This window comes from uncultured Roseibium sp. (assembly GCF_963675095.2).
GTDB lineage: Bacteria > Pseudomonadota > Alphaproteobacteria > Rhizobiales > Stappiaceae > Roseibium.
Genome location: NZ_CAXXSJ010000003.1, coordinates 22561 through 40859 on the forward strand (window position 1 = coordinate 22561; position 18299 = coordinate 40859).

Here is an 18299-nt window from a genome sequence, read left to right on the forward strand (position 1 = left end):
GACGCTGACGAGGGGCGTGAAATGCTTCATGGAGACAAGAACTATCTGAGCTTTGATGATGTAATTTCCAGCCTAGAATCAAGATGTGCTGCGGCTTCTCACGAAGTCCACGGGATAACCTTTACTGGCATTCATGAAGGCCACATCCAGATCACTCGACCTGAAGACCCGGATCCGGTTGCTTTCAACCTTTCGATGTTGACGCAACGGAGAATTCACAACCAACAACGAATGTCCAGCTTAGCCGAAAGCGGTTGGTCAGGGCTGGACTTTGAGAAACCTAGGCAAACATCCGCCAACCTACATGAGACACTAGAGGATTTTCTCAAGCGACCTGGTGTGAAAGTCAGCCTTCAGCAATCCGAACAGTTTCTCAAGCAAATGTATATGAAGCACTACGGATTTCCTCTCGAGGTCCGGCCTCGAGAAGACGATGCTAGTGCATCCCCAGAATCCAGCAAACCAAGACGAGAGCCACCGCGTCAGCAAGACCCGGAAAACCAAGCTTTGGTTTCCCTACTCCTTACTGAAATGCTCGAACACGGCCGGCATTTTGCGTCAAAGGCCGAGGCTCAGAGATGTGTCCGCGAGCTTGCTCAAGAACATAGTCTGACCGTCCCGCATAATCACGATACTTGCTTACGTATCGTAGATAAGGCCTATGCCATCCATGAGGCTGTTTGCAAAAAAAGACCAGCTATCTGAAATCATTGTCAAATTCTAAAACCGGCTAAAACCGGCTGAAAAATGAGAGTGGTTCGTAGACCAATCCCTCACCACATTTGATGAGGGATGCCATGACTACGAAACCTGACGCCGCCTCCAATTTGCTGACGACACACGAAGCGGCCGACTACCTAAGACTTGCGGCTTCAACTTTAAACAAAATGCGCCTGACGGGGAGTGGTCCCGACTTCCTTAAGCTAGGGCCAAGACGCGTTGTCTACGATCTCAAGGATCTGGATCGCTGGCTTGCGGCACGCAGAAGGAAATCGACATCGCAATACCGGTATTCTGATTTCAAATCTTCAAACTCGGAGGATCAACAGTGACCTCCGATAAAAACTACAAGCCATCAGAAATATCGAGATTTGCCCTTCGCATCATGCTTCTAACACTTGGCAGTGGGCTCCACCACCTGCCAAAGGGCACCATAGAAGATGCTTATTTGAGTGAGGCGAAAGATGGCCTGCGGCACGCTCACGACTTTTTAGTCTCGGGCGGACAGGTAAGGGTTGTTCAGCTCTTGGTGGCTAATTTTCTTGAGCCGTTTCGCCGGGCTGGTATCGATCCTCTGGAGATCTTCAAGCACGCCACGATCGCGCGACTTGGTGTACCTAGCAATCAACATATGATCCCTGTCGATTGTGATGGTGTGATAGTCGAATTCCCCTCGCCTGCGAGAGCATTCATCCAAACCGAACACATCCTCCATTCCGCCGCTGAAGATCGGCGGCAGCTCTATTGGTCAGCGATCTCAGAAATTGAACGGTTGGCGTTCAATGCACATCGGATTTGCGGAAAGCCTCAGAAGCTTTTTTTCCCTGCAAGGGACTTCGCCCACAATGGGGAAATTTTTCTGAATAATGCGACCCTAAGCGAAGGTGAGCTGCGGTGGAACAACCCGTATCCACCGATGGAGGGAGATTCGACCATCTCATCTGAAGGGGAATTTATCAGGCGGCATAGTGAAACTCTGAACCTGCTCGGGAAACACGGTATCTATCCGGGACGTTCACTTCCCTCTGATATCCCGCCATCCGACGGCTCGTCTCCTACCCGTTCCCGGAGACCTAAAACGCCAACCAACCGAAAGTCATGAAACCATGGCTGGCGACAATCTGCACGAACTCAAGGCACGAGTGCGCCTTTCAGACCACATCAGGCTGAAGGTCAAACTCACCAGGCAGGGTCCGGAATGGACTGGCTGCTGCCCCTTTCATCAGGAAAAAACGCCGAGTTTCACGGTCAATGACGCCAAAGGTTTCTTCCATTGCTTTGGATGTCATGTACACGGCGACATTCTTGATTGGTGGCAAAAGGCTGAGGGTCTCAATTTCAATGAGGCCCGCGACCGCCTCCGTAATGAAGCTGGCGAGCTGACAACGAACTTTGTTCGCCACACGGAGATTCCATCACCTTCCATCGATGAAAGTGCACTTCAAAAACAGAAGGAAGCACGGACAATCTGGAGGGAAAGCCAGCCGTTGCCTGGCACCATTGGTGAGCGGTATTTGCGGCATGCCCGCCAAATTGGAATTGATGCGCTGCCAAATTGCCTTCGTTTTCATCCAGGCCTCATGCCGGATCCACGACATTCCGAGCGGTGCCCTGCAATGATTACCGGCGTAACCAACTCCCATGGGAAACTCGTTGCGATACAGCGCACGTTTCTCAGGCTCGACGGTAGTGGAAAGGCAGCATTCTCCGCACCGAAACGGAGCCTTGGCCCCGTCGGTCAAGGGGTGGTTCGTCTGGCATCAGCCGAAACAATCTTGGGTATTGCCGAAGGTGTCGAAACCGGTCTCTCCGCAATGGAGCTTTTCAGCGTACCGGTCTGGTGTGTGCTTGGTTCGAACCTCGCCCGCGTCGAGTTACCGAATTCGGTGGGGCGCGTTGTCGTCTTCGCCGATAGAGGAAGAGCCGGCGAAGATGCGGCAGCAAAAGCGAGATATGCATTCCGATCCCAAGGCCGGAAAGTGGTCGTTCGGTTTCCCGAAATCGGGGAGGATTTCAACGACGAATTAAGGGCTATCCGGAATGCAACATAACCCACCGATACAGGCGGGTGATGATTTCGCATTCGCCGCCCTGCGCATCGTCAACCCGATTTCGCTTCATGGCAAAGACGTTCCGGACCGCGAATGGCTTTGGCCGGACTGGATCCCCATGAACTCGACCACTGCGTTTTATGGTGACGGCGGAACCGGTAAATCACTGATGTCTCAACAGCTCATGACCGCCTGCGCAACCGGCTTGCCGTTTCTGGGGTACGACGTTCTTGAATGCCCGGTGTTCGGAGTGTTCTGCGAAGATGATGAAACCGAGCTTCACAGGCGACAGGATCGAATAAATTCAAAGCTCAATTTGGATTTCCGAAGCCTTGGAAACATGCATTGGGTTTCCCGTGTTGGCGATGAAAACCTCCTGATGACATTCAGCGGTGAAGGCAGGGGCGAACCTACCCCATTGTTTCAGCAGATCGTGACGGCTGCGAAAAGCATCGGCGCGCGCCTTGTCGTTATAGATACCGCTGCGGACACATTTGGCGGGAATGAGAACATCCGGCCTCAGGTGAGACAGTTTATTTCCATGCTCAATCGCCTTGCTATCGAGATCAATGGTGCGGTGGTGCTCCTGGCCCATCCCTCTCAGACCGGTAAAAGCAGTGGTTCTGGTGATGGCGGCTCTACTGCATGGAGCAATTCGGTTAGGTCTCGCCTTTACCTCTCCCGGCCGGAAGAAAAGAACGGTGACCCGGAAGATCCGGACAGGCGAATTCTGAGCCGCTTGAAAGCCAACTATGCGCGTACTGGTGATCGCGTCGATCTGCGTTGGGAGAGCGGCGCTTTCGAGAGCGACGGAACAAGTGAGGCGCAAACATTCAACAGTCCAGCGGATCGGATCGACGCCGTAAACCGTGCCTTTCTTGCGGGACTATCAGAGCTGACGAAATCCAACTTCCGTTGCAATATCCATAAGGGGCAGGCGAATTATGCTCCGAAAGCAATTCGCGATATGACGAATTCAGGAAATGGCTTTGAGATTTCCGAGCTGGAAGCGGCAATGAAACGGCTGATGCGCGACAGCCGCATTGAGAGCGTCGAGGAAGGTCCCGCGTCGCGCCGTCGCTCGTACCTGCGTGAAACTGCCCCCGACATTCCCGGCATTTGACTCTGCGCTCGCCGTGGAGCGCGATACAGCCCCCTTGCCCACCCTTCCCCTATCGCGACCTCAAAACGCTTGCCAGCGGTCATTTATGAGCGAATTGGGAAATCGTGCGCGTGCCTCAAAAACAGCCACCTGCGCTTGGGTGGTTCCGGGGCATGTCTTGCGCGGTCGTACGGTGGTATTCCACCCCCTCCCCCTATAGGGGGAGGGGGTGGAAACCTTCCGCACCTGGCAAACGTGGAAGGATGGGGGGAAATTTGAAGCGGCAAAGTAAATATGTGTATTTACTTTCAATACTTTAGCGGTGATTAGGGTCCGGAAAAATAGGACGAAAGGAATACAATAAAGGGGATCTAATAGGCACACACACCTTGCTTTTCTATAATGATTTCATAGACTTGCGATTTGTGCATGGCTCCTTTCGATCTCCGGCATTCATTGGTTACAGTCCAGACTGAGAATAAAATTCTAGCCTCCTGGCGATGTCGTTTCGGATTTTGCGACCGCTATGCAGATTGACCCGCTTCGGTGATTTCGGCCTTGATACGGTGGACCGTTCCGACGCTTACCTTGTAGGCCGTCGCAACCTTGCGAATGCTGTCTCCGTTCGCAAGAGCTGACCGGATTGCGTTTGTAGAGCGTTCGTCCAGCTTCGGGCGACCGAGGGTTTTTCCTTCGGCCCGCGCACGTGCTAGGCCCGAATTCACTCTGTCCCGGATCATTGCCCTCTCAAACTCCGCGAATACGCCCATCATCTGGAACATCGCCTTGCCTGCTGGCGTCGTGGTGTCGATGCCCTGCTGATGTAAAAACAGGTCGATACCCAAAGCATGCAATTCGGAGAGAAAGCCGATCAGGTCTTGAAGTGACCGACCCAACCTGTCGACCGACCAGGCCATGACGATATCGAAGCGACGACGTGAGGAATCCTTGCAGAGAGCGTCGAAGGCTGGCCGTTTATCACGTCCCTTCGCTCCGCTAATTCCATGGTCTTTATAGACTTCAACAACCTCCCAGCCGGAGCGCTCGGCTATCTCGCGAAGTTCGCGTTCCTGGTTGTCGGTGGTTTGCTGGTCAGTCGAGACGCGAAGATACAGAGCGGCACGGCGCATGGTCCATCCTCCTGATGAAATCGACGGACAGACGATATAACTATTTGTTCAAAAAACAAGTGTTATTTGAACAGTTGAAACTGAGCGAAAAAGTCTCGGAAAAACAAGCGTTCAACCTAGCAATTTCCGGGAGGGTTTTTTGAACACCGTCGTAACAGACCATCCGTTCCCGCTGGCGAAGGCTACTTTGCCGCAATGCCAACCGCGATCCAGACGCCGCGCCCCGGCCGAAGGACCACATTCAAATGGCGGTCCGTTGCCGACGTGTTTTGATCCCAGCGGGCTTTGACCAGGAAAACATTTGGCGTGTCGATGTTCGAGAGGGGGTGCCTCTTCTTGGCGGCACAGAATCCTAAATCGCAGCCTTTAAAAATTGGAACAGACACCCCCTCCCTGGGTATCCCGCCTCACACACACGAGTGTTTTTGACGAAGAGGTTGCTAGGTCGGAAACACATGCCAGTGGGCGTCTTTGGCGCGTGCACGAAACCACCGTCCAACTTATTTGGAAAATTGGTGCGGCTATGGATTAAGGTTCGAATTGGTGCCTAAATACGACAGAAATGCTTCGCGATTCGGGCTGAATTTGCTGCCCGTACTCCGCTGGTCGACCTCCCAAGTCTGGACTTCGCAGGCACTACAAAAAGCGGCATCCAGACACCATCTCAAAGTAAACGAACTTCGCAATGAGCGAGGGGTGGAATCGGCAATAGGTCGGCCACTGACGAGCGTGGATGGGATTACAGTTCCGCCACGACGAAATAGCAGGCAGGGAAACCCGCCTGCTATTTTTCAATCTGGGACACTGCCGAATTCTCAAAAGCGGTCGTTTACAATATTCAAAAGGGTTCCACTAGCTACCAGGGCGAAGCAGTGCAGCCAAAGCGACGAGAGCTGAAAACATTCCGATCGCTATTGCGACTTTCGTAAATCTTTCCATTCTCACTTGAGTACGAATACTTTCTCGCGTACTCATTGCATTGGATAGCTGAATGAAAATATCCCTAGTCGCTCTTTCTTCTACTATTAATTTTTTCGTGTTATTAGAAATTAATCGCTTAAAGCTATAACTAAGTTTATATTTTCTACGCTGCAAATCTCCTCCGAATAGATATAACTCAAGAAACTCGGAACAATAAAATCTAAATGAGTGAGAACTATTTGAAAGAATGGCTAGCTCATCTGCAATTATTGGAACGCTGCCAGCTCTTCCAAAAAAACCTTCTGCGTCTCGCAATATTTTAAGAGCATTATTTCTAACACTCTCCGAAGCTTTCAAGTTTTCACGTTGTAAACTTAATTCCCTGCGCGTTTCTCTGAGCAATGAAAGAGCGGCAAATCTGCTAAGGACGCCCGACAAGTGGCTATTACAATATGAAATATATGCGGCCCTGCATTTCCCCCCACAATGTTCGAGGTCATTTTCGCTAAGCGCTTCGGTAGGAATTGACGCAATAACATGAAATCGCATGTCGTCTGCCGAGCGTTTTTCGACAAAACGTAATTCCGGATTTGTCCGGCAAGCCCAAACGTAAGGATTAGTGCCGAGTGAAAATAACTCGCGCCACCTGTTAGTCTCTTTCTTTCGCTCTTCTATCTCCGAGAACAACTTCTCGCATTTTGTGGTGATCAACTCTGCCGTGGGAAGTCGATTTCCATTTGTTGAGTTACAGAAAAAGCCTGGCAGGTTTTTTTCAAACCAGTTCACGATGCTCTCACGATAGTGAATTTGAAGATCGTCTACCGCAGCCCGCTTTAACTGTTCGACACCTAGGATGCTATAACCTCGCATCCCCTTAATGCGCTTGTTTGTTGTTCTTCTGTCGGTGTTAATCGCCTTTTCATATTGCCTTGCGGCTTCTTCATCGAAGACGAACGCGATCAACACACATGTTAGGGACGGCGAAATTTGGTAGATCTTCACGATCAAATACTCGACGCCAATTGGTAAGGGGCCTTGATGATCGTAGCTGATCCAATTCGCATCACCGGGCCGGCTTACCACCCCAATGCTATATGACCCCTCAGCTCCATAACTACGTTGCTCACGTATCCAGTCAATGACCGCGCGATCTTTGCTTCGCCAGCGATCCTTGTCCCAATTTAGATTTTGTAAACCGCAGTAAAGAGATTCGATCTCCGAAGGGCCGTATACCTCTGCGCCCCACATGCAAGCTAGTTCTAATTGCTCATTAGGCGAGACCCTAGTTTCAATATTTTCTTTTTCATCTCTCTCGATTACATACTCTCTATCATCCGGAAAAGGCGAGGGAATAATATTAGGTAATCTCGCATGTATTTTCCACCAAAGCCTTCTAATAGCAATTGATGCTTGATTTTTACTTTCTTTCGTTTTTCGACCTTTTTTGGAAAGTCCCTTTCCTTTTTCGGTGTCTTTCGATTGGCCTTCCATCTATTTCCACCTGCCGAAGATAAAAAATGAACTTGCAACTATTCCATTTAATGCACCCTGGTCAAATCCGCTAATTGGAGCTTTGGTCTTCCCACGTTGTCACTCGTTGGTAGATTTTCCTCGCTACTGCAATGAAACAACAATTGGCAGTGTGATAACTGGCTTGGAAAAATGCCGGAGCCGTTTTCTTGACAGGTGCAGGAGTTGGTAGCAGCATTCCTATTGTTCCACCCAAATGTGGAGCCTGGATTGACAGCCGGTTGAACTAGAGGCGCACCCGAAGCGCAGCGGCTTTCCGCATGCGCGTTTTTTATGGTCGGGCGTGATGGGAGAGCTTTGCTCTGCCGGTCCTCTAGCCGGTCTGTCAACCCGTCATCGCCTGGCCACCAATCATGGTGGTCATTCGTTACCTTGAGAGGGAAACGTCATGACAGCACATCATCCAAATTGCTTTGCCGAAGCCGATCACGGCCAATTTAATGAGATTCTTACCGCAACGGAAACCACAGCCGTTGTGTTGGAAATGATCGGCTGTTTTTTGGAAAACACCGACAAAGAAAAGTGGGACGAAAACGCTTATGCCATAATCGAGCTAGCACGCCAACAAAGTCGTCGGCTACGGGCAGTGCAAAGCCATATCAGTGACCTGGAGGAAAAGGCTTACCAGTACGAACTGATGACTAAGGACACATCGAATACCTAAATGTGGAATTCACAAAGAATTGCACCGTGCCGACACGGTGCCGATACGGCGGAATAGCGAGCTTCGGCGCGCTTTCCGCAATCGATTTTCACCAGCTATTTCAATGTGATAATGGCGCACCGGGGAGGATTCGAACCCCCGACCCCCAGATTCGTAGTCTGGTGCTCTATCCAGCTGAGCTACCGGTGCTTAAGGCCTGCGATCGGGCGGGGACGGTCTTGCGGGCGTGCCGCGCAGTCTGTCGTGCCTGACCTGGCTGGGTCATGTGCGGGCCGCGTGGAGTGCGCTCCCGAACAGGGCGCTACTCCTAATGCCGTCCGATTTGGAATGCAAGGGCAATTTCATTTTTTTTGATTGCCCCGCAGAGTAAGTCCGGAAAACCGGCGAAACGCGCCGATCCCGCCTGTTGACATCGTTCACTCAGCTCCGGTCTGGCAGGTCGATGCAGAAGCAGGCGCCGGGCCGGGTTTCGTCCAGTTCGATGCTGCCGCCGTGGGCCTTCAGCAGTTCGGCGGCAATCGCCAGACCGAGGCCGACACCGCCCTGTTTGGAGCCGCTGTGGAAGGCCTTGAACAGGGCCTTCCTGATATTCGCCGGAATGCCGGGGCCGGTGTCGGCCACGGTGATTTGGACCGTCGTTCCCTGCCGTTCCGCATCGAAGATGATGCGCCGGACGAGGGTCGCATCCTTTTCCGATTCAAGCGCCTGCAGCGCGTTGCGGCAGAGGTTCAAAAGGACGCGGAAGATCTGCTCCGGATCCGCATCGATTTCCAGGCCTTCCGGCACCCGGTTCTCGAAGGCGACGGCGGAGTGTTCGGACAGACCGAGGACATCGGCAATGTCCTCGCCGACCCGGCGCAGTTCGATCAGCCTGCGCTTGGGCGCCTCCTCCTGGGCCTTGCCGTAGGACATGACCGCCTGGGTATAGCCGACGGCCCGGTCGAGGGTCGCCAGGATTTTCGGGGCGAGCCGGGTCACGGTCGGGTCGGGCACGTGTTCCAGGCGCTCCAGGAAGAGCTGGGCGGAGGCAAGCAGATTGCGCAGGTCGTGGTTGATCTTCGACACGGCCAGACCGAGATCGGCCAGCCGCTGCTTCTGGTTCAGGGCGCGCGACAGTGCCTCCTCCATGGCCGCAAGACGGACTTCGGCATCGCCGAGCTCGTCCTGGCGCCCGGAGACCTTGATGACCCTTGAGGTGTCTTCCGGGGTTTCGGCAAACCGGTCCATCGATTCGGTCAGCCGCTGCAGCGGGCGCACGAACAGGGCCCGCAGGCTGACATAGACAAGCGTGGCGGTGATGATCGAAATGACCAGCGACAGCCCGAGGATGCGCCAGGAGAAGGCCATCATGTCGGCCTGGAGAAGCTTGACGGGCAAGACGATATCGACGCGCTTGACGTAGCCCATCTGCCCCTTGCCGACCACGCGCATCAGGCCATCTCCGGAATAGGCAAGCGTACGGAAGCTTTCCAGGATCGAGCGCAGCGGCGACATCTCGCCCATGTCGACGACGAAGTCGACCACCGGAATCGTATCTTCCATGGCAATCAGGCTGCGCCGGCTTCCCTGGTCGAGCGAAATGGCGACGGCACCGGTGGTGCGCAATAGTTCCTGCTGTAGGCGCGGCGCGATGGTGTTGGTTTCGGCAAGCACGGAGGCGGCCACACCGGCCGTGGTCAGCCGGTCCTGCAGCCAGTTGTTACGGAAGTTGGCGACAGAGGGCACATAGATGCTGACTTCCGCCAGCATGACGAAGACGATGGTCAGGAGCAGCAGCTTTCCCGACAGGCCGCCCAGACGGTATCCCCTGCCCCAGAAGGAACGAACGCCCCCGGTGCGCGCTTCAGACGGTTCGGCTTTGCCTTGCGGCACGCCTTCATGCTTCATCTGGCTAACTTCCAATCGGCCTCTGGCTAGACGGTAGCACGTGCTATCTAACCGAAAATTCTCAAAAATTGCACGACCCTGCGGACCCAGGGGTTATTCGGCGCTTCGCCATAATAGGAAATCGCGGCCCGGCGCACCAGTTCCCCGAGTGTCGGGTAAGGCGCCACAAATCCAGCGAGCGCCTTCATCGTCATCTTCTGCGAGACCGCCAGGGACAGGAGATTGACGATCTCGCCGGCCTGGGTGCCGACGATGTCCGCGCCGAGCAGCCTGCCGCCCGGCCCGGCGATCAGCTTGAGACAGCCGACCGTCTTGCCTTCCGCCTGCGCCCGGTCGTTGCCGGAATACTGCGCCCGCAGAACCTTGACCTTATCCCCGTGGCGACGGCGAGCTTCTGCCTCGGTGAGGCCGACATGGCCGAGTTCGGGCGAGGTATAGGTGACCCAGGGAATCAGATCCCGGTTTTCCTTCGCAGGCAGGCGGAACAGGATGGATCGGATCACCAGCCCCGCGTGATACCCCGCCACATGGGTAAACTGCAGGCCGCCGGTGACGTCGCCGATCGCATAGATCCTGCGATTGCTGGTGCGTAAGCCGGGGTCGACCTCGATGCCTTTTCGGCTGTAGGCAACGCCTGCCTTTTCCAGGTCCAGACCGTCGACGGTGGGGGTCCTGCCTGTTGCCACAAGCAGATGCGATCCCTCCACCGAGTTACGGTCACCGTTGGCCGTTTCGACATTGACGCTCACCCCGGTAGCCGTCTTTTCAACACCGGCGACCTTAGTCTCTTCCAGGATCGTTACCCCTTCGGACCGCAACGCATCGATCACGATCGCCGCCAGTTCCGAATCGTCCTTGCCGAGCGCCTTCTGCGCCTCGATGACGGTGACCCTGCTGCCGAGGCGGCTGTGCGCCTGGGCCATTTCCATACCGATCGGCCCGCCGCCGATGACGATCAGGTGTTCCGGTGCCTTTCTGAGGTCGAACAGGGTTTCGTTGGTCAGATAAGGCACCGTGTCGAGACCGGGGATCGGTGGCACGGCCGCGCGCGATCCTGTTGCGATGACGAACCGGCGCGCCCGGATTTCCGTATCGCCTGCCAGCACGCAGTCCGGTCCGGTGAAACGGGCATGCTCCTTGAGGACAGTGACCCCCAGACCTTCGAAGCGTTCTTCCGAATCATGAGGGGCGATGGCGGCGATGACCTGATGCACATGATCGTTGGCCCGGGCGAAATCTACGCGAGCGGGGCCAAGGTCGACGCCAAGCTTCTTGCCCGCCGCTTCCGCCAGGGCCGCTTTTGCCGAAGCGAGCAGCGCCTTTGACGGCACGCATCCGGTGTTCAGGCAGTCGCCGCCCATTTTGCCCTGCTCGACCAGAACCACCTCGACCCCGAAGGCAGCGGCGGCCGCGGCCACGGACAGACCGCCGGAACCGGCTCCGATTACGCAAATGTCCGGTTTCAAAACTGTTGTCATGTCAAGCTCTTGAGCGTGGGATCGTGTTCATGGGAGGCAGGTTACTCGGGAGCGGGTTTTTTCCGCAGCCGTTTCAGGACGACGGGAATGAGGCTTGCGAACCCGAGGACGAAGAACGCGGCGAGCAGTTCCGGGGTCACGAAGGCCCCTATGTCCACTTCACAACTGCCGGCGGCGGCGCAACCCGGATTGGCGGCCTCCTGGGCGGCAATCACGCTGTCGAGGCCCGAACCGATAAAGGCGAAGGCGAAGGTTCCCGGAATGATGCCCACGAGCGTGGAAAACACATAGGTGCCGACGGGGACGTGGAAGATCGCCGGCGCGATGTTGACGAGCCAGAACGGGAAGATCGGCGTGAGCCGCAGGAACAACAGGTAGCTCATAGCGTTTTCCCGGAAGCCGCACGACAGGCGGGCAAGGAACGGTCCGGCGCGGGCCTTCAAGGCGGATCCAAGCGAACTGCGCGCGGCCAGGAACACGACGGTGGCGCCAAGGGTGGCGGCAAAAACGGTCGCAAGGCCGGCAAGGAGCCATCCGAACAGGAAACCGCCGGCGATGGTCAGAAAGGATGCGCCCGGAAACGACAGCGCCACGGAGACAGCGTAAATGGCGACATAGGCGGCAAGAGCCAGGAGCAGATAGGTGCCGACAAACTCCGTCAGGTGCTGCCGTTCCCGGATCAGATTGGCCAGCGACAGATGTTCGTACCAGCCTTCGACATAGCCGACGGCCATGATCGCCACCAACAGACCGATCGGAATCCAGCGCCTGAATTCTGCTGCCCGGGTATTCTCAGCGGACGACTCCACCGGCGTACCGGCCGGCCCGTCCTGGCCGTTATCCTTCATGGCATTCCCACCGCCCACACCCTGTTTTTGCGTGCCGTCAGACCCGTAATGTTCGTGTATCAGGTCCGGATCCGACCGGCTGATCTTCAGGTGTACACGATTGCAGTTAAGAAGAAGCCGGTCTCACCGACAAGTGACCCGGTCTGCGTGCGGCCTCACTTCGATGTGATAAGCTGGGCGAAGCGAAGTCGGGACATGTGAGAAATGCGGCTTGGTATCGTTGACTTGCACGCCCGTCCCCCTTATAAGCGCGCTCGACCGGGACACGCATTCGAACCCAAGCCTATGAATAGGTGCGCTCTGGTGGCGCTTCGGATGCTTCCACCAAAAGAATTTTAAGAACAAGGGCCGCGCCCCGTTGCGCGGATTAGGAACAATGAAGCGTACGTATCAACCGAGCCGTCTTGTCCGCAAGCGCCGTCACGGCTTCCGTTCGCGCATGGCGACGAAGAACGGCCGTCAGGTCCTCGCCCGCCGCCGGGCCAAGGGTCGCAAGCGTCTCAGCGCCTGATCGGGCCAACGCATGCGGCGCTGCCCGTGATGTCTGGTCTTGAAACTCAGCCCACGCCGCCGCTCATGAACACACTTAAAAAGCGCTCCGAATTCCTTGCCGTTGCCAAAGGCGGACGGGTGAATCGGCGCGCTTTTGTGTTGCAAGGCCTGAAGCGTCCCCATGACGGCGATCCGCGCGTCGGCTACACCGTCACGAAAAAGACCGGCAACTCCGTCGTGCGCAGCCGAATCAAGCGGCGCCTGCGCGCCGCCGTCGCGGCTCTTCGCCGGGAGGATATCCCCGAGTTCGCGGACTTTGTGCTGATCGGCCGCGAGGCAGCCCTCACGCTTCCCTTCCAAAATCTGGTCTCGGACCTTAAATCGGGGCTGCCGCAGGCGCTGAAGCCCGGTTCGCCACATCGCCGCGGGAAACCTAAGCGGGCGAAGGACGCAGCCCAGACAGATACCGCTCCGCGCAGAAAACAGGGGTAATCCAGTTGTTCTCCGAAAATCGCAATACGATTCTTGCAATCGTCCTGTCCCTGGTCGTTCTGCTGGGATGGCAGTACTTCATTGCAAAGCCCCAACTGGAGCGCCAGCAGGCGGAACTCCAGGCGCAGCAGGAAAAAGCCGCACCGACGGGTGGCAACCAGGATGCGAACACGCCGGCGCCGGCCGGCACGACTCCGGGACAGGCAAATGCGCCGACGGCGGGAGCCCCCGGCCAGACGACGGCCCAGACGGCCGTAATGACCCGCGAGGCAGCCCTTGCCAAAAGCGAGCGGATCGAGATCGATACACCCCGGGTTTCCGGCTCGATCAATCTTACCGGCGGCCGTCTCGACGATCTGCGCCTGAAGGACTATCACGAGACCGTCGACAAGAGCAGCCCGCTGGTCGTGCTGCTGTCGCCGAAGGGCGCGCCGAAGGCCTATTACACGGACTACGGCTGGGTCGCCGATCCGGGAACCAATCTCACCCTGCCCGGGACCGATACCGCCTGGACAAAGCCGGAGGGTGCCAAGCTGACGCCGGCAACCCCGGTGACGCTGACCTACGACAACGGCGCCGGCCTCATCTTCAAGCGGACGTTCTCGATCGACGAGAATTACATGTTTACCATCGAGCAGTCGGTGGAGAACAACACCGGGGCCGAGGTCAAGCTCTATCCGTACGGCCTGATCGTTCGCAACGGCACACCGAACACGGAAGGCTTCTACATCCTGCATGAAGGCCTGCTGGGCGTCTTCGGCGAAGACGGCCTCAAGGAGATCAAGTACTCCGACCTGGAAGAAGATCACCAGGTGCGTCCACCGCAGGTTGACCAGGGCTGGCTCGGCTTCACCGACAAGTACTGGGCGACGGCGCTCATTCCGGTGCCGGGTTCGAGCTTTCAGCCGAACTTCACCTACACGCAAACGTCCAACAACTTTCAGTCAGATTTCCTCGGCACCGGCGTGACCGTTCCCGCAGGCGGCAGCGCGGACACCAGCTCCTATCTGTTTGCCGGGGCGAAACAGAAGTCGCTCCTCGACGCCTATCAGGACGGCCTGTCGATCAAGCAGTTCAACCTGATGATCGACTGGGGCTGGTTCTTCTTCCTGACCAAGCCGATGTTCTGGGTGATCGACTACCTGTACCACCTGGTCGGCAACTTCGGCCTCGCCATCCTGGCGGTCACCGTTCTGGTGAAGCTGGTGTTCTTCCCGCTCGCCAACAAATCCTATGTCTCCATGAGCAAGATGAAGCTCGTGCAGCCACAGATGACCGAGATCAAGGAGAAGTACGGCGACGACCGGCAGAAACAGCAGCAGGCGCTGATGGAGCTGTACAAGAAGGAAAAGATCAATCCGCTGGCAGGCTGTCTGCCGGTGCTCATTCAGATCCCGGTCTTCTTCTCGCTCTACAAGGTGCTGTTCGTTACCATCGAAATGCGTCACGCGCCGTTCTTCGGCTGGATCCAGGACCTTTCCGCGCCGGACCCGACGACCATCTTCAACCTGTTCGGGCTCATTCCCTGGGATCCGCCGCAGATGCTCATGCTGGGCGTGTGGCCGCTGATCATGGGCATCACCATGTTCGTCCAGATGAAGATGAACCCGGCGCCGCCCGATCCGACCCAGCAGATGATCTTCACCTGGATGCCGGTGATCTTCACCTTCATGCTGGCATCGTTCCCGGCCGGCCTCGTGATCTACTGGGCGTGGAACAACACCCTGTCGGTCACCCAGCAGTACGTGATCATGCGCCGCCAGGGCGTGAAGATCGAGCTCTGGGACAACCTGAGAGGCATGTTCAAGCGCAAAAAGGCGACGACCGAAAGCAAGGGCTAACCGCCCTGCCAGAGCGAAATAACAAAGGCCCCGCCGAACCGCGGGGCCTTTTCTTTGAGGAGCTTCCCATGCACGGCCCCGACCCCGACGCCCGCTTTCCGTTTCCGGGTGCCGCCACGCACACCGTTTTCATCAAGAACGTGATCTCGGGCACCAACATCAGTGCCGGGGACTACAGCTATTACAACGACACCCATGAACCGGAACGGTTCCAGGATAAGTGTGTCCGTTACCATTTCGAGTTCATTGGCGACCGGCTCGTCATCGGTAAGTTCTGCGCCCTTGCGACCGGTGTGGAGTTCATCATGAACGGTGCCAATCACGCCATGACCGGGTTTTCGACCTATCCGTTTCACATATTCGGCAACGGATGGGAGGAAGGCTTCGACTTCGACACGATCGCACAGGGCCTGCGCGGCGACACGGTTGTCGGCAACGACGTCTGGATCGGAACCGGCGCCACGATCATGCCCGGTGTCACGATCGGACATGGCGCAATTGTCGGCTCCAAGGCGGTGGTCGCATCCGACGTTCCCGACTATGCGATCGTCGCCGGCAACCCGGCGCGCGTCATTCGCCGCCGGTTCGACCCGGCCACGATCGATGCCCTTCTGGAGATCGCCTGGTGGGACTGGCCGATCGGCAGGATCGTCAAACAGCTCAACGCCATTCGCGGCGCGGACCTTGAAGAGCTGCTGTCGGCGGGGCGCGAACAGGGCTAACGCCCCTCGACGCGGACTAAGATGCGGGATAAAAGCCAGCCATGAGCGACGAAGAAAAATTCTCCGAAGACGAACTGGAAGCCGGGCGCCTGCTTTTTGCCAGGCCATGGACCTTCCTGACCAGCGTCACCGACATGTCCAACCTGCCGGATGCCACGCGCACGGAAATCGCCTTTGCCGGGCGATCCAACGTGGGCAAGTCCAGCCTGATCAACGCACTGACCGGCCGCAAGGGACTGGCGCGGACATCGAGCACGCCCGGACGGACCCAGATGCTCAACTTCTTCGTCGCGCCGGAGACGGAGCTGACCATCGTCGACATGCCCGGATACGGCTATGCCCAGGCGCCGAAGGAACTGGTCGCAGCCTGGACCGAGCTGGTCTTTGCCTATCTGCGCGGCCGACCGACCCTGCGCCGCGTGTTCCTTCTGATCGACAGCCGCCACGGCATCAAGGCCAATGACCTTGAAGCCATGGACCTGCTCGACAAGGCGGCCGTGATTTATCAGGTGGTGCTGACCAAGTCGGACAAGATCAAGCCCGGCCAGCTTACGCGCCTGATGGAGGAAACCTCCAAGACCCTGTCGCGGCGGCCTGCGGCCTTCCCCGAAATCCTTGCCACGTCATCGGAAAAAGGCATCGGCCTCGACGAGTTGCGCGCCGAAATCCATCGGCTCACCAGCTACTGATCTTACTGTCGATGATTGAGCGGGCCTGCCGAAAAGGGTATAGGCTCATTTCCGCACGATCGAGCCAAGAGCGAGTAGAAGTACCATCATGACCACTCCGGACCATTCCAGCCGCGCCCATGTGATTGCCCAGGCCCTGCCCTACATGCAGCGCTACGACGATCGGACAGTGGTCGTGAAATACGGTGGCCATGCCATGGGTGATACCGCCCTCTCCCAGGCGTTTGCCCGCGACATCACGCTGCTGCGCCAGTCCGGGGTGCACCCGGTGGTGGTCCATGGCGGCGGTCCCCAGATCGGCAAGATGCTCACCCGGCTCGGGATTGTCAGCGAGTTCAAGGGCGGCCTCAGGGTCACTGACAAGGCGACGGTCGAGATCGTCGAAATGGTGCTTGCCGGATCGATCAACAAGGAAATCGTCCAGGCAATCAACGCCGAAGGCGGACGCGCGGTTGGCCTGTGCGGCAAGGACGGCAACATGGTCACCGCGGAAAAGGTCCAGCGCACCATGGTCGATCCGGATTCCAATATCGAAAAGGTGGTCGACCTGGGCTTCGTCGGCGAACCCGCGGACGTCAATCCGACCGTTCTGAAGCTCGTCCTCAAGGAAGACCTGATCCCGGTCGTGGCGCCGGTCGCACCGGGCGCGGACGGCGAGACCTACAACGTCAATGCCGACACCTTTGCGGGCGCGATTGCCGGGTCGCTCAACGCGAAACGGCTCCTGTTCCTGACCGATGTGCCCGGGGTTCTCGACAAGGACGGCAACCTGATCAAGCAGCTCACCGTTGCCAAGGCGCGCGAACTGATCGCGGACGGCACCATTTCCGGCGGCATGATCCCGAAGGTGGAAACCTGTATCGAAGCGCTCGACCAGGGCGTGGAAGGCGTCGTCATCCTGGACGGCAAGGTGCCCCACGCGGTGCTTCTGGAGCTCTTCACCGACCGCGGCGCCGGGACCCTGATCCGTCCGTGACCGACCGTCCCGTTGCCATGGAAGGTCCGCACGCGCACAGCCAGGACCTGAGAGTGTTCAAGGGGGTCGAAGCCTGGATCTTCGACCTCGACAACACACTCTATCCGGCCCATGTCGACCTGTTCAGCCAGATCAACCAGCAGATCGCGGATTATATCGCCCGGGCGCTGAACATCGGCGCGGAAGACGCCATTGCCCAGCGCCGGGACTATTACCAGAAATATGGCACGACCCTGCGCGGGCTCATGATGGAACACAAGATCGATCCGGATGACTACCTGCGCTACGTCCACGACATCGACTATTCCAACGTTCAACCGGATCCCGCCCTTGGCAAAGCCATTGAAGCGCTTCCCGGACGCAAGTACATCTTCACCAACGGCGACCGGCCGCATGCGGAGCGAACCGCCGCGGCGCTCGGCATCTCCGATCATTTCGAGGATATCTTCGATATCGTCGCGGCGGACCTGATGCCGAAGCCGAACCGGGAAACCTACGACCGCTTCCTGGAGCGGACCGGGGTCTCGCCGGTCCGGGCCGCCATGTTCGAGGACCTGCAGCGGAACCTGGAAGTGCCGCATCACCTGGGCATGCGTACCGCGCTGATCGTGCCGAAGGGCACACGGGATATCTTCCGCGACGACTGGGAACTGGAAGGCGACAAGGCCGCCCACGTGGATTTCGTCACCGACGATCTCGCCGGTTTCCTGACTGCCGTGAACGGCGCCTTGCGCTCGTAAGTACGGCGAGGCAATC

At 57.2% G+C, this 18299-nt stretch carries 18 protein-coding genes and 1 tRNA gene; 13 read left to right on the forward strand and 6 right to left on the reverse strand.

What is annotated here, in order from left to right:
• Positions 1-21: 21 nt before the first annotated feature.
• The 5 genes from ABIN98_RS01390 to ABIN98_RS01410 all read left to right on the forward strand — a co-directional run bounded on the left by ABIN98_RS01390 (position 22) and on the right by ABIN98_RS01410 (position 3894).
• A complete protein-coding gene (locus ABIN98_RS01390) occupies positions 22-705 on the forward strand; it encodes a hypothetical protein (RefSeq protein ID WP_346906736.1) in 684 nt (227 codons plus the stop codon).
• 92 nt (positions 706-797) lie between these two features.
• On the forward strand, positions 798-1052 hold the full coding sequence (locus ABIN98_RS01395) for a helix-turn-helix domain-containing protein (RefSeq protein WP_346906738.1): 255 nt from the start codon (positions 798-800) through the stop codon (positions 1050-1052).
• A complete protein-coding gene (locus tag ABIN98_RS01400) occupies positions 1049-1822 on the forward strand; it encodes a hypothetical protein (RefSeq protein ID WP_346906740.1) in 774 nt (257 codons plus the stop codon). The genes ABIN98_RS01395 and ABIN98_RS01400 overlap by 4 nt, the downstream gene beginning before the upstream one ends.
• Positions 1823-1826: 4 nt before the next feature.
• The gene (locus ABIN98_RS01405) at positions 1827-2771 is read left to right on the forward strand and encodes a CHC2 zinc finger domain-containing protein (protein WP_346906741.1); all 945 of its coding nucleotides are present in this window, start codon (positions 1827-1829) and stop codon (positions 2769-2771) included.
• Positions 2761-3894 carry an AAA family ATPase gene (locus ABIN98_RS01410; protein WP_346906743.1) on the forward strand — a complete coding sequence of 378 codons (1134 nt, stop codon included), beginning with the start codon at positions 2761-2763 and terminating at the stop codon, positions 3892-3894. Before ABIN98_RS01405 ends, ABIN98_RS01410 begins: the two co-directional genes overlap by 11 nt.
• Before the next feature lie 503 nt (positions 3895-4397).
• On the opposite strand, the gene ABIN98_RS01415 is transcribed toward ABIN98_RS01410, so the two are convergent.
• Both ABIN98_RS01415 and ABIN98_RS01420 read right to left on the reverse strand, forming a co-directional pair.
• Entirely contained in the window at positions 4398-5003 is a 606-nt protein-coding gene (locus tag ABIN98_RS01415; RefSeq protein WP_346906745.1) for a recombinase family protein, read from the reverse strand.
• 852 nt (positions 5004-5855) lie between these two features.
• Positions 5856-7415, reverse strand: coding sequence for a hypothetical protein (locus tag ABIN98_RS01420; RefSeq protein ID WP_346906746.1), 1560 nt, complete (start codon positions 7413-7415; stop codon positions 5856-5858).
• A gap of 427 nt (positions 7416-7842) precedes the next feature.
• On the opposite strand from ABIN98_RS01420, the gene ABIN98_RS01425 reads away from it, so the two are divergent.
• Positions 7843-8118, forward strand: coding sequence for a hypothetical protein (locus ABIN98_RS01425; RefSeq protein ID WP_346906748.1), 276 nt, complete (start codon positions 7843-7845; stop codon positions 8116-8118).
• 112 nt (positions 8119-8230) lie between these two features.
• Here ABIN98_RS01425 and ABIN98_RS01430 read toward each other — a convergent pair.
• From ABIN98_RS01430 to ABIN98_RS01445, 4 genes are all read right to left on the reverse strand, one after another.
• Positions 8231-8307: transfer RNA gene (locus ABIN98_RS01430), tRNA-Arg, on the reverse strand.
• A gap of 231 nt (positions 8308-8538) precedes the next feature.
• Complete coding sequence (locus tag ABIN98_RS01435; RefSeq protein WP_346906750.1) at positions 8539-10005, reverse strand: HAMP domain-containing sensor histidine kinase; 1467 nt, start codon at positions 10003-10005, stop codon at positions 8539-8541.
• Positions 10006-10052: 47 nt separating this feature from the next.
• A complete protein-coding gene (locus tag ABIN98_RS01440; protein ID WP_346906752.1) occupies positions 10053-11483 on the reverse strand; it encodes an FAD-dependent oxidoreductase in 1431 nt (476 codons plus the stop codon).
• 41 nt (positions 11484-11524) lie between these two features.
• Positions 11525-12331, reverse strand: a complete 807-nt coding sequence (locus ABIN98_RS01445) for a VTT domain-containing protein (RefSeq protein WP_346906754.1) — start codon at positions 12329-12331, stop codon at positions 11525-11527.
• Positions 12332-12707: 376 nt separating this feature from the next.
• Between ABIN98_RS01445 and rpmH the strand changes: the two genes are divergently transcribed.
• The 7 genes from rpmH to ABIN98_RS01480 all read left to right on the forward strand — a co-directional run bounded on the left by rpmH (position 12708) and on the right by ABIN98_RS01480 (position 18283).
• Positions 12708-12842 (forward strand): 50S ribosomal protein L34, encoded by a 135-nt coding sequence (rpmH, locus tag ABIN98_RS01450; protein ID WP_067220180.1) that lies wholly within the window; start codon positions 12708-12710, stop codon positions 12840-12842.
• 65 nt (positions 12843-12907) lie between these two features.
• The gene (rnpA, locus tag ABIN98_RS01455) at positions 12908-13315 is read left to right on the forward strand and encodes a ribonuclease P protein component (RefSeq protein WP_394701393.1); all 408 of its coding nucleotides are present in this window, start codon (positions 12908-12910) and stop codon (positions 13313-13315) included.
• 5 nt (positions 13316-13320) lie between these two features.
• Positions 13321-15156: a membrane protein insertase YidC gene (gene yidC / locus ABIN98_RS01460; protein WP_346906758.1), complete on the forward strand. Its 1836-nt coding sequence runs from the start codon at positions 13321-13323 to the stop codon at positions 15154-15156.
• 68 nt (positions 15157-15224) lie between these two features.
• Positions 15225-15878, forward strand: coding sequence for a CatB-related O-acetyltransferase (locus ABIN98_RS01465; RefSeq protein ID WP_346906760.1), 654 nt, complete (start codon positions 15225-15227; stop codon positions 15876-15878).
• Between the two features lie 41 nt (positions 15879-15919).
• Complete coding sequence (gene yihA, locus ABIN98_RS01470; protein WP_346906762.1) at positions 15920-16567, forward strand: ribosome biogenesis GTP-binding protein YihA/YsxC; 648 nt, start codon at positions 15920-15922, stop codon at positions 16565-16567.
• An 88-nt stretch (positions 16568-16655) separates the two neighbouring features.
• Positions 16656-17543, forward strand: coding sequence for an acetylglutamate kinase (gene argB / locus ABIN98_RS01475; RefSeq protein ID WP_346906763.1), 888 nt, complete (start codon positions 16656-16658; stop codon positions 17541-17543).
• On the forward strand, positions 17540-18283 hold the full coding sequence (locus ABIN98_RS01480) for a pyrimidine 5'-nucleotidase (RefSeq protein ID WP_394701394.1): 744 nt from the start codon (positions 17540-17542) through the stop codon (positions 18281-18283). The genes argB and ABIN98_RS01480 overlap by 4 nt, the downstream gene beginning before the upstream one ends.
• Positions 18284-18299 lie beyond the last annotated feature (16 nt).

Bases quoted from the DNA above. Each gene is read 5' to 3' on its own strand.
- yihA (WP_346906762.1), top strand. From the start codon at position 15,920: ATGAGCGACGAAGAAAAATTCTCCGAAGACGAACTGGAAGCCGGGCGC.
- rpmH (WP_067220180.1), top strand. From the start codon at position 12,708: ATGAAGCGTACGTATCAACCGAGCCGTCTTGTCCGCAAGCGCCGTCAC.
- ABIN98_RS01415 (WP_346906745.1), bottom strand. From the start codon at position 5,003: ATGCGCCGTGCCGCTCTGTATCTTCGCGTCTCGACTGACCAGCAAACC.
- ABIN98_RS01410 (WP_346906743.1), top strand. From the start codon at position 2,761: ATGCAACATAACCCACCGATACAGGCGGGTGATGATTTCGCATTCGCC.
- ABIN98_RS01390 (WP_346906736.1), top strand. From the start codon at position 22: ATGCTTCATGGAGACAAGAACTATCTGAGCTTTGATGATGTAATTTCC.
- rnpA (WP_394701393.1), top strand. From the start codon at position 12,908: ATGAACACACTTAAAAAGCGCTCCGAATTCCTTGCCGTTGCCAAAGGC.
- ABIN98_RS01405 (WP_346906741.1), top strand. From the start codon at position 1,827: ATGGCTGGCGACAATCTGCACGAACTCAAGGCACGAGTGCGCCTTTCA.
- ABIN98_RS01420 (WP_346906746.1), bottom strand. From the start codon at position 7,415: ATGGAAGGCCAATCGAAAGACACCGAAAAAGGAAAGGGACTTTCCAAA.
- ABIN98_RS01435 (WP_346906750.1), bottom strand. From the start codon at position 10,005: ATGAAGCATGAAGGCGTGCCGCAAGGCAAAGCCGAACCGTCTGAAGCG.
- ABIN98_RS01395 (WP_346906738.1), top strand. From the start codon at position 798: ATGACTACGAAACCTGACGCCGCCTCCAATTTGCTGACGACACACGAA.
- ABIN98_RS01425 (WP_346906748.1), top strand. From the start codon at position 7,843: ATGACAGCACATCATCCAAATTGCTTTGCCGAAGCCGATCACGGCCAA.
- ABIN98_RS01465 (WP_346906760.1), top strand. From the start codon at position 15,225: ATGCACGGCCCCGACCCCGACGCCCGCTTTCCGTTTCCGGGTGCCGCC.
- argB (WP_346906763.1), top strand. From the start codon at position 16,656: ATGACCACTCCGGACCATTCCAGCCGCGCCCATGTGATTGCCCAGGCC.
- ABIN98_RS01445 (WP_346906754.1), bottom strand. From the start codon at position 12,331: ATGAAGGATAACGGCCAGGACGGGCCGGCCGGTACGCCGGTGGAGTCG.
- ABIN98_RS01440 (WP_346906752.1), bottom strand. From the start codon at position 11,483: ATGACAACAGTTTTGAAACCGGACATTTGCGTAATCGGAGCCGGTTCC.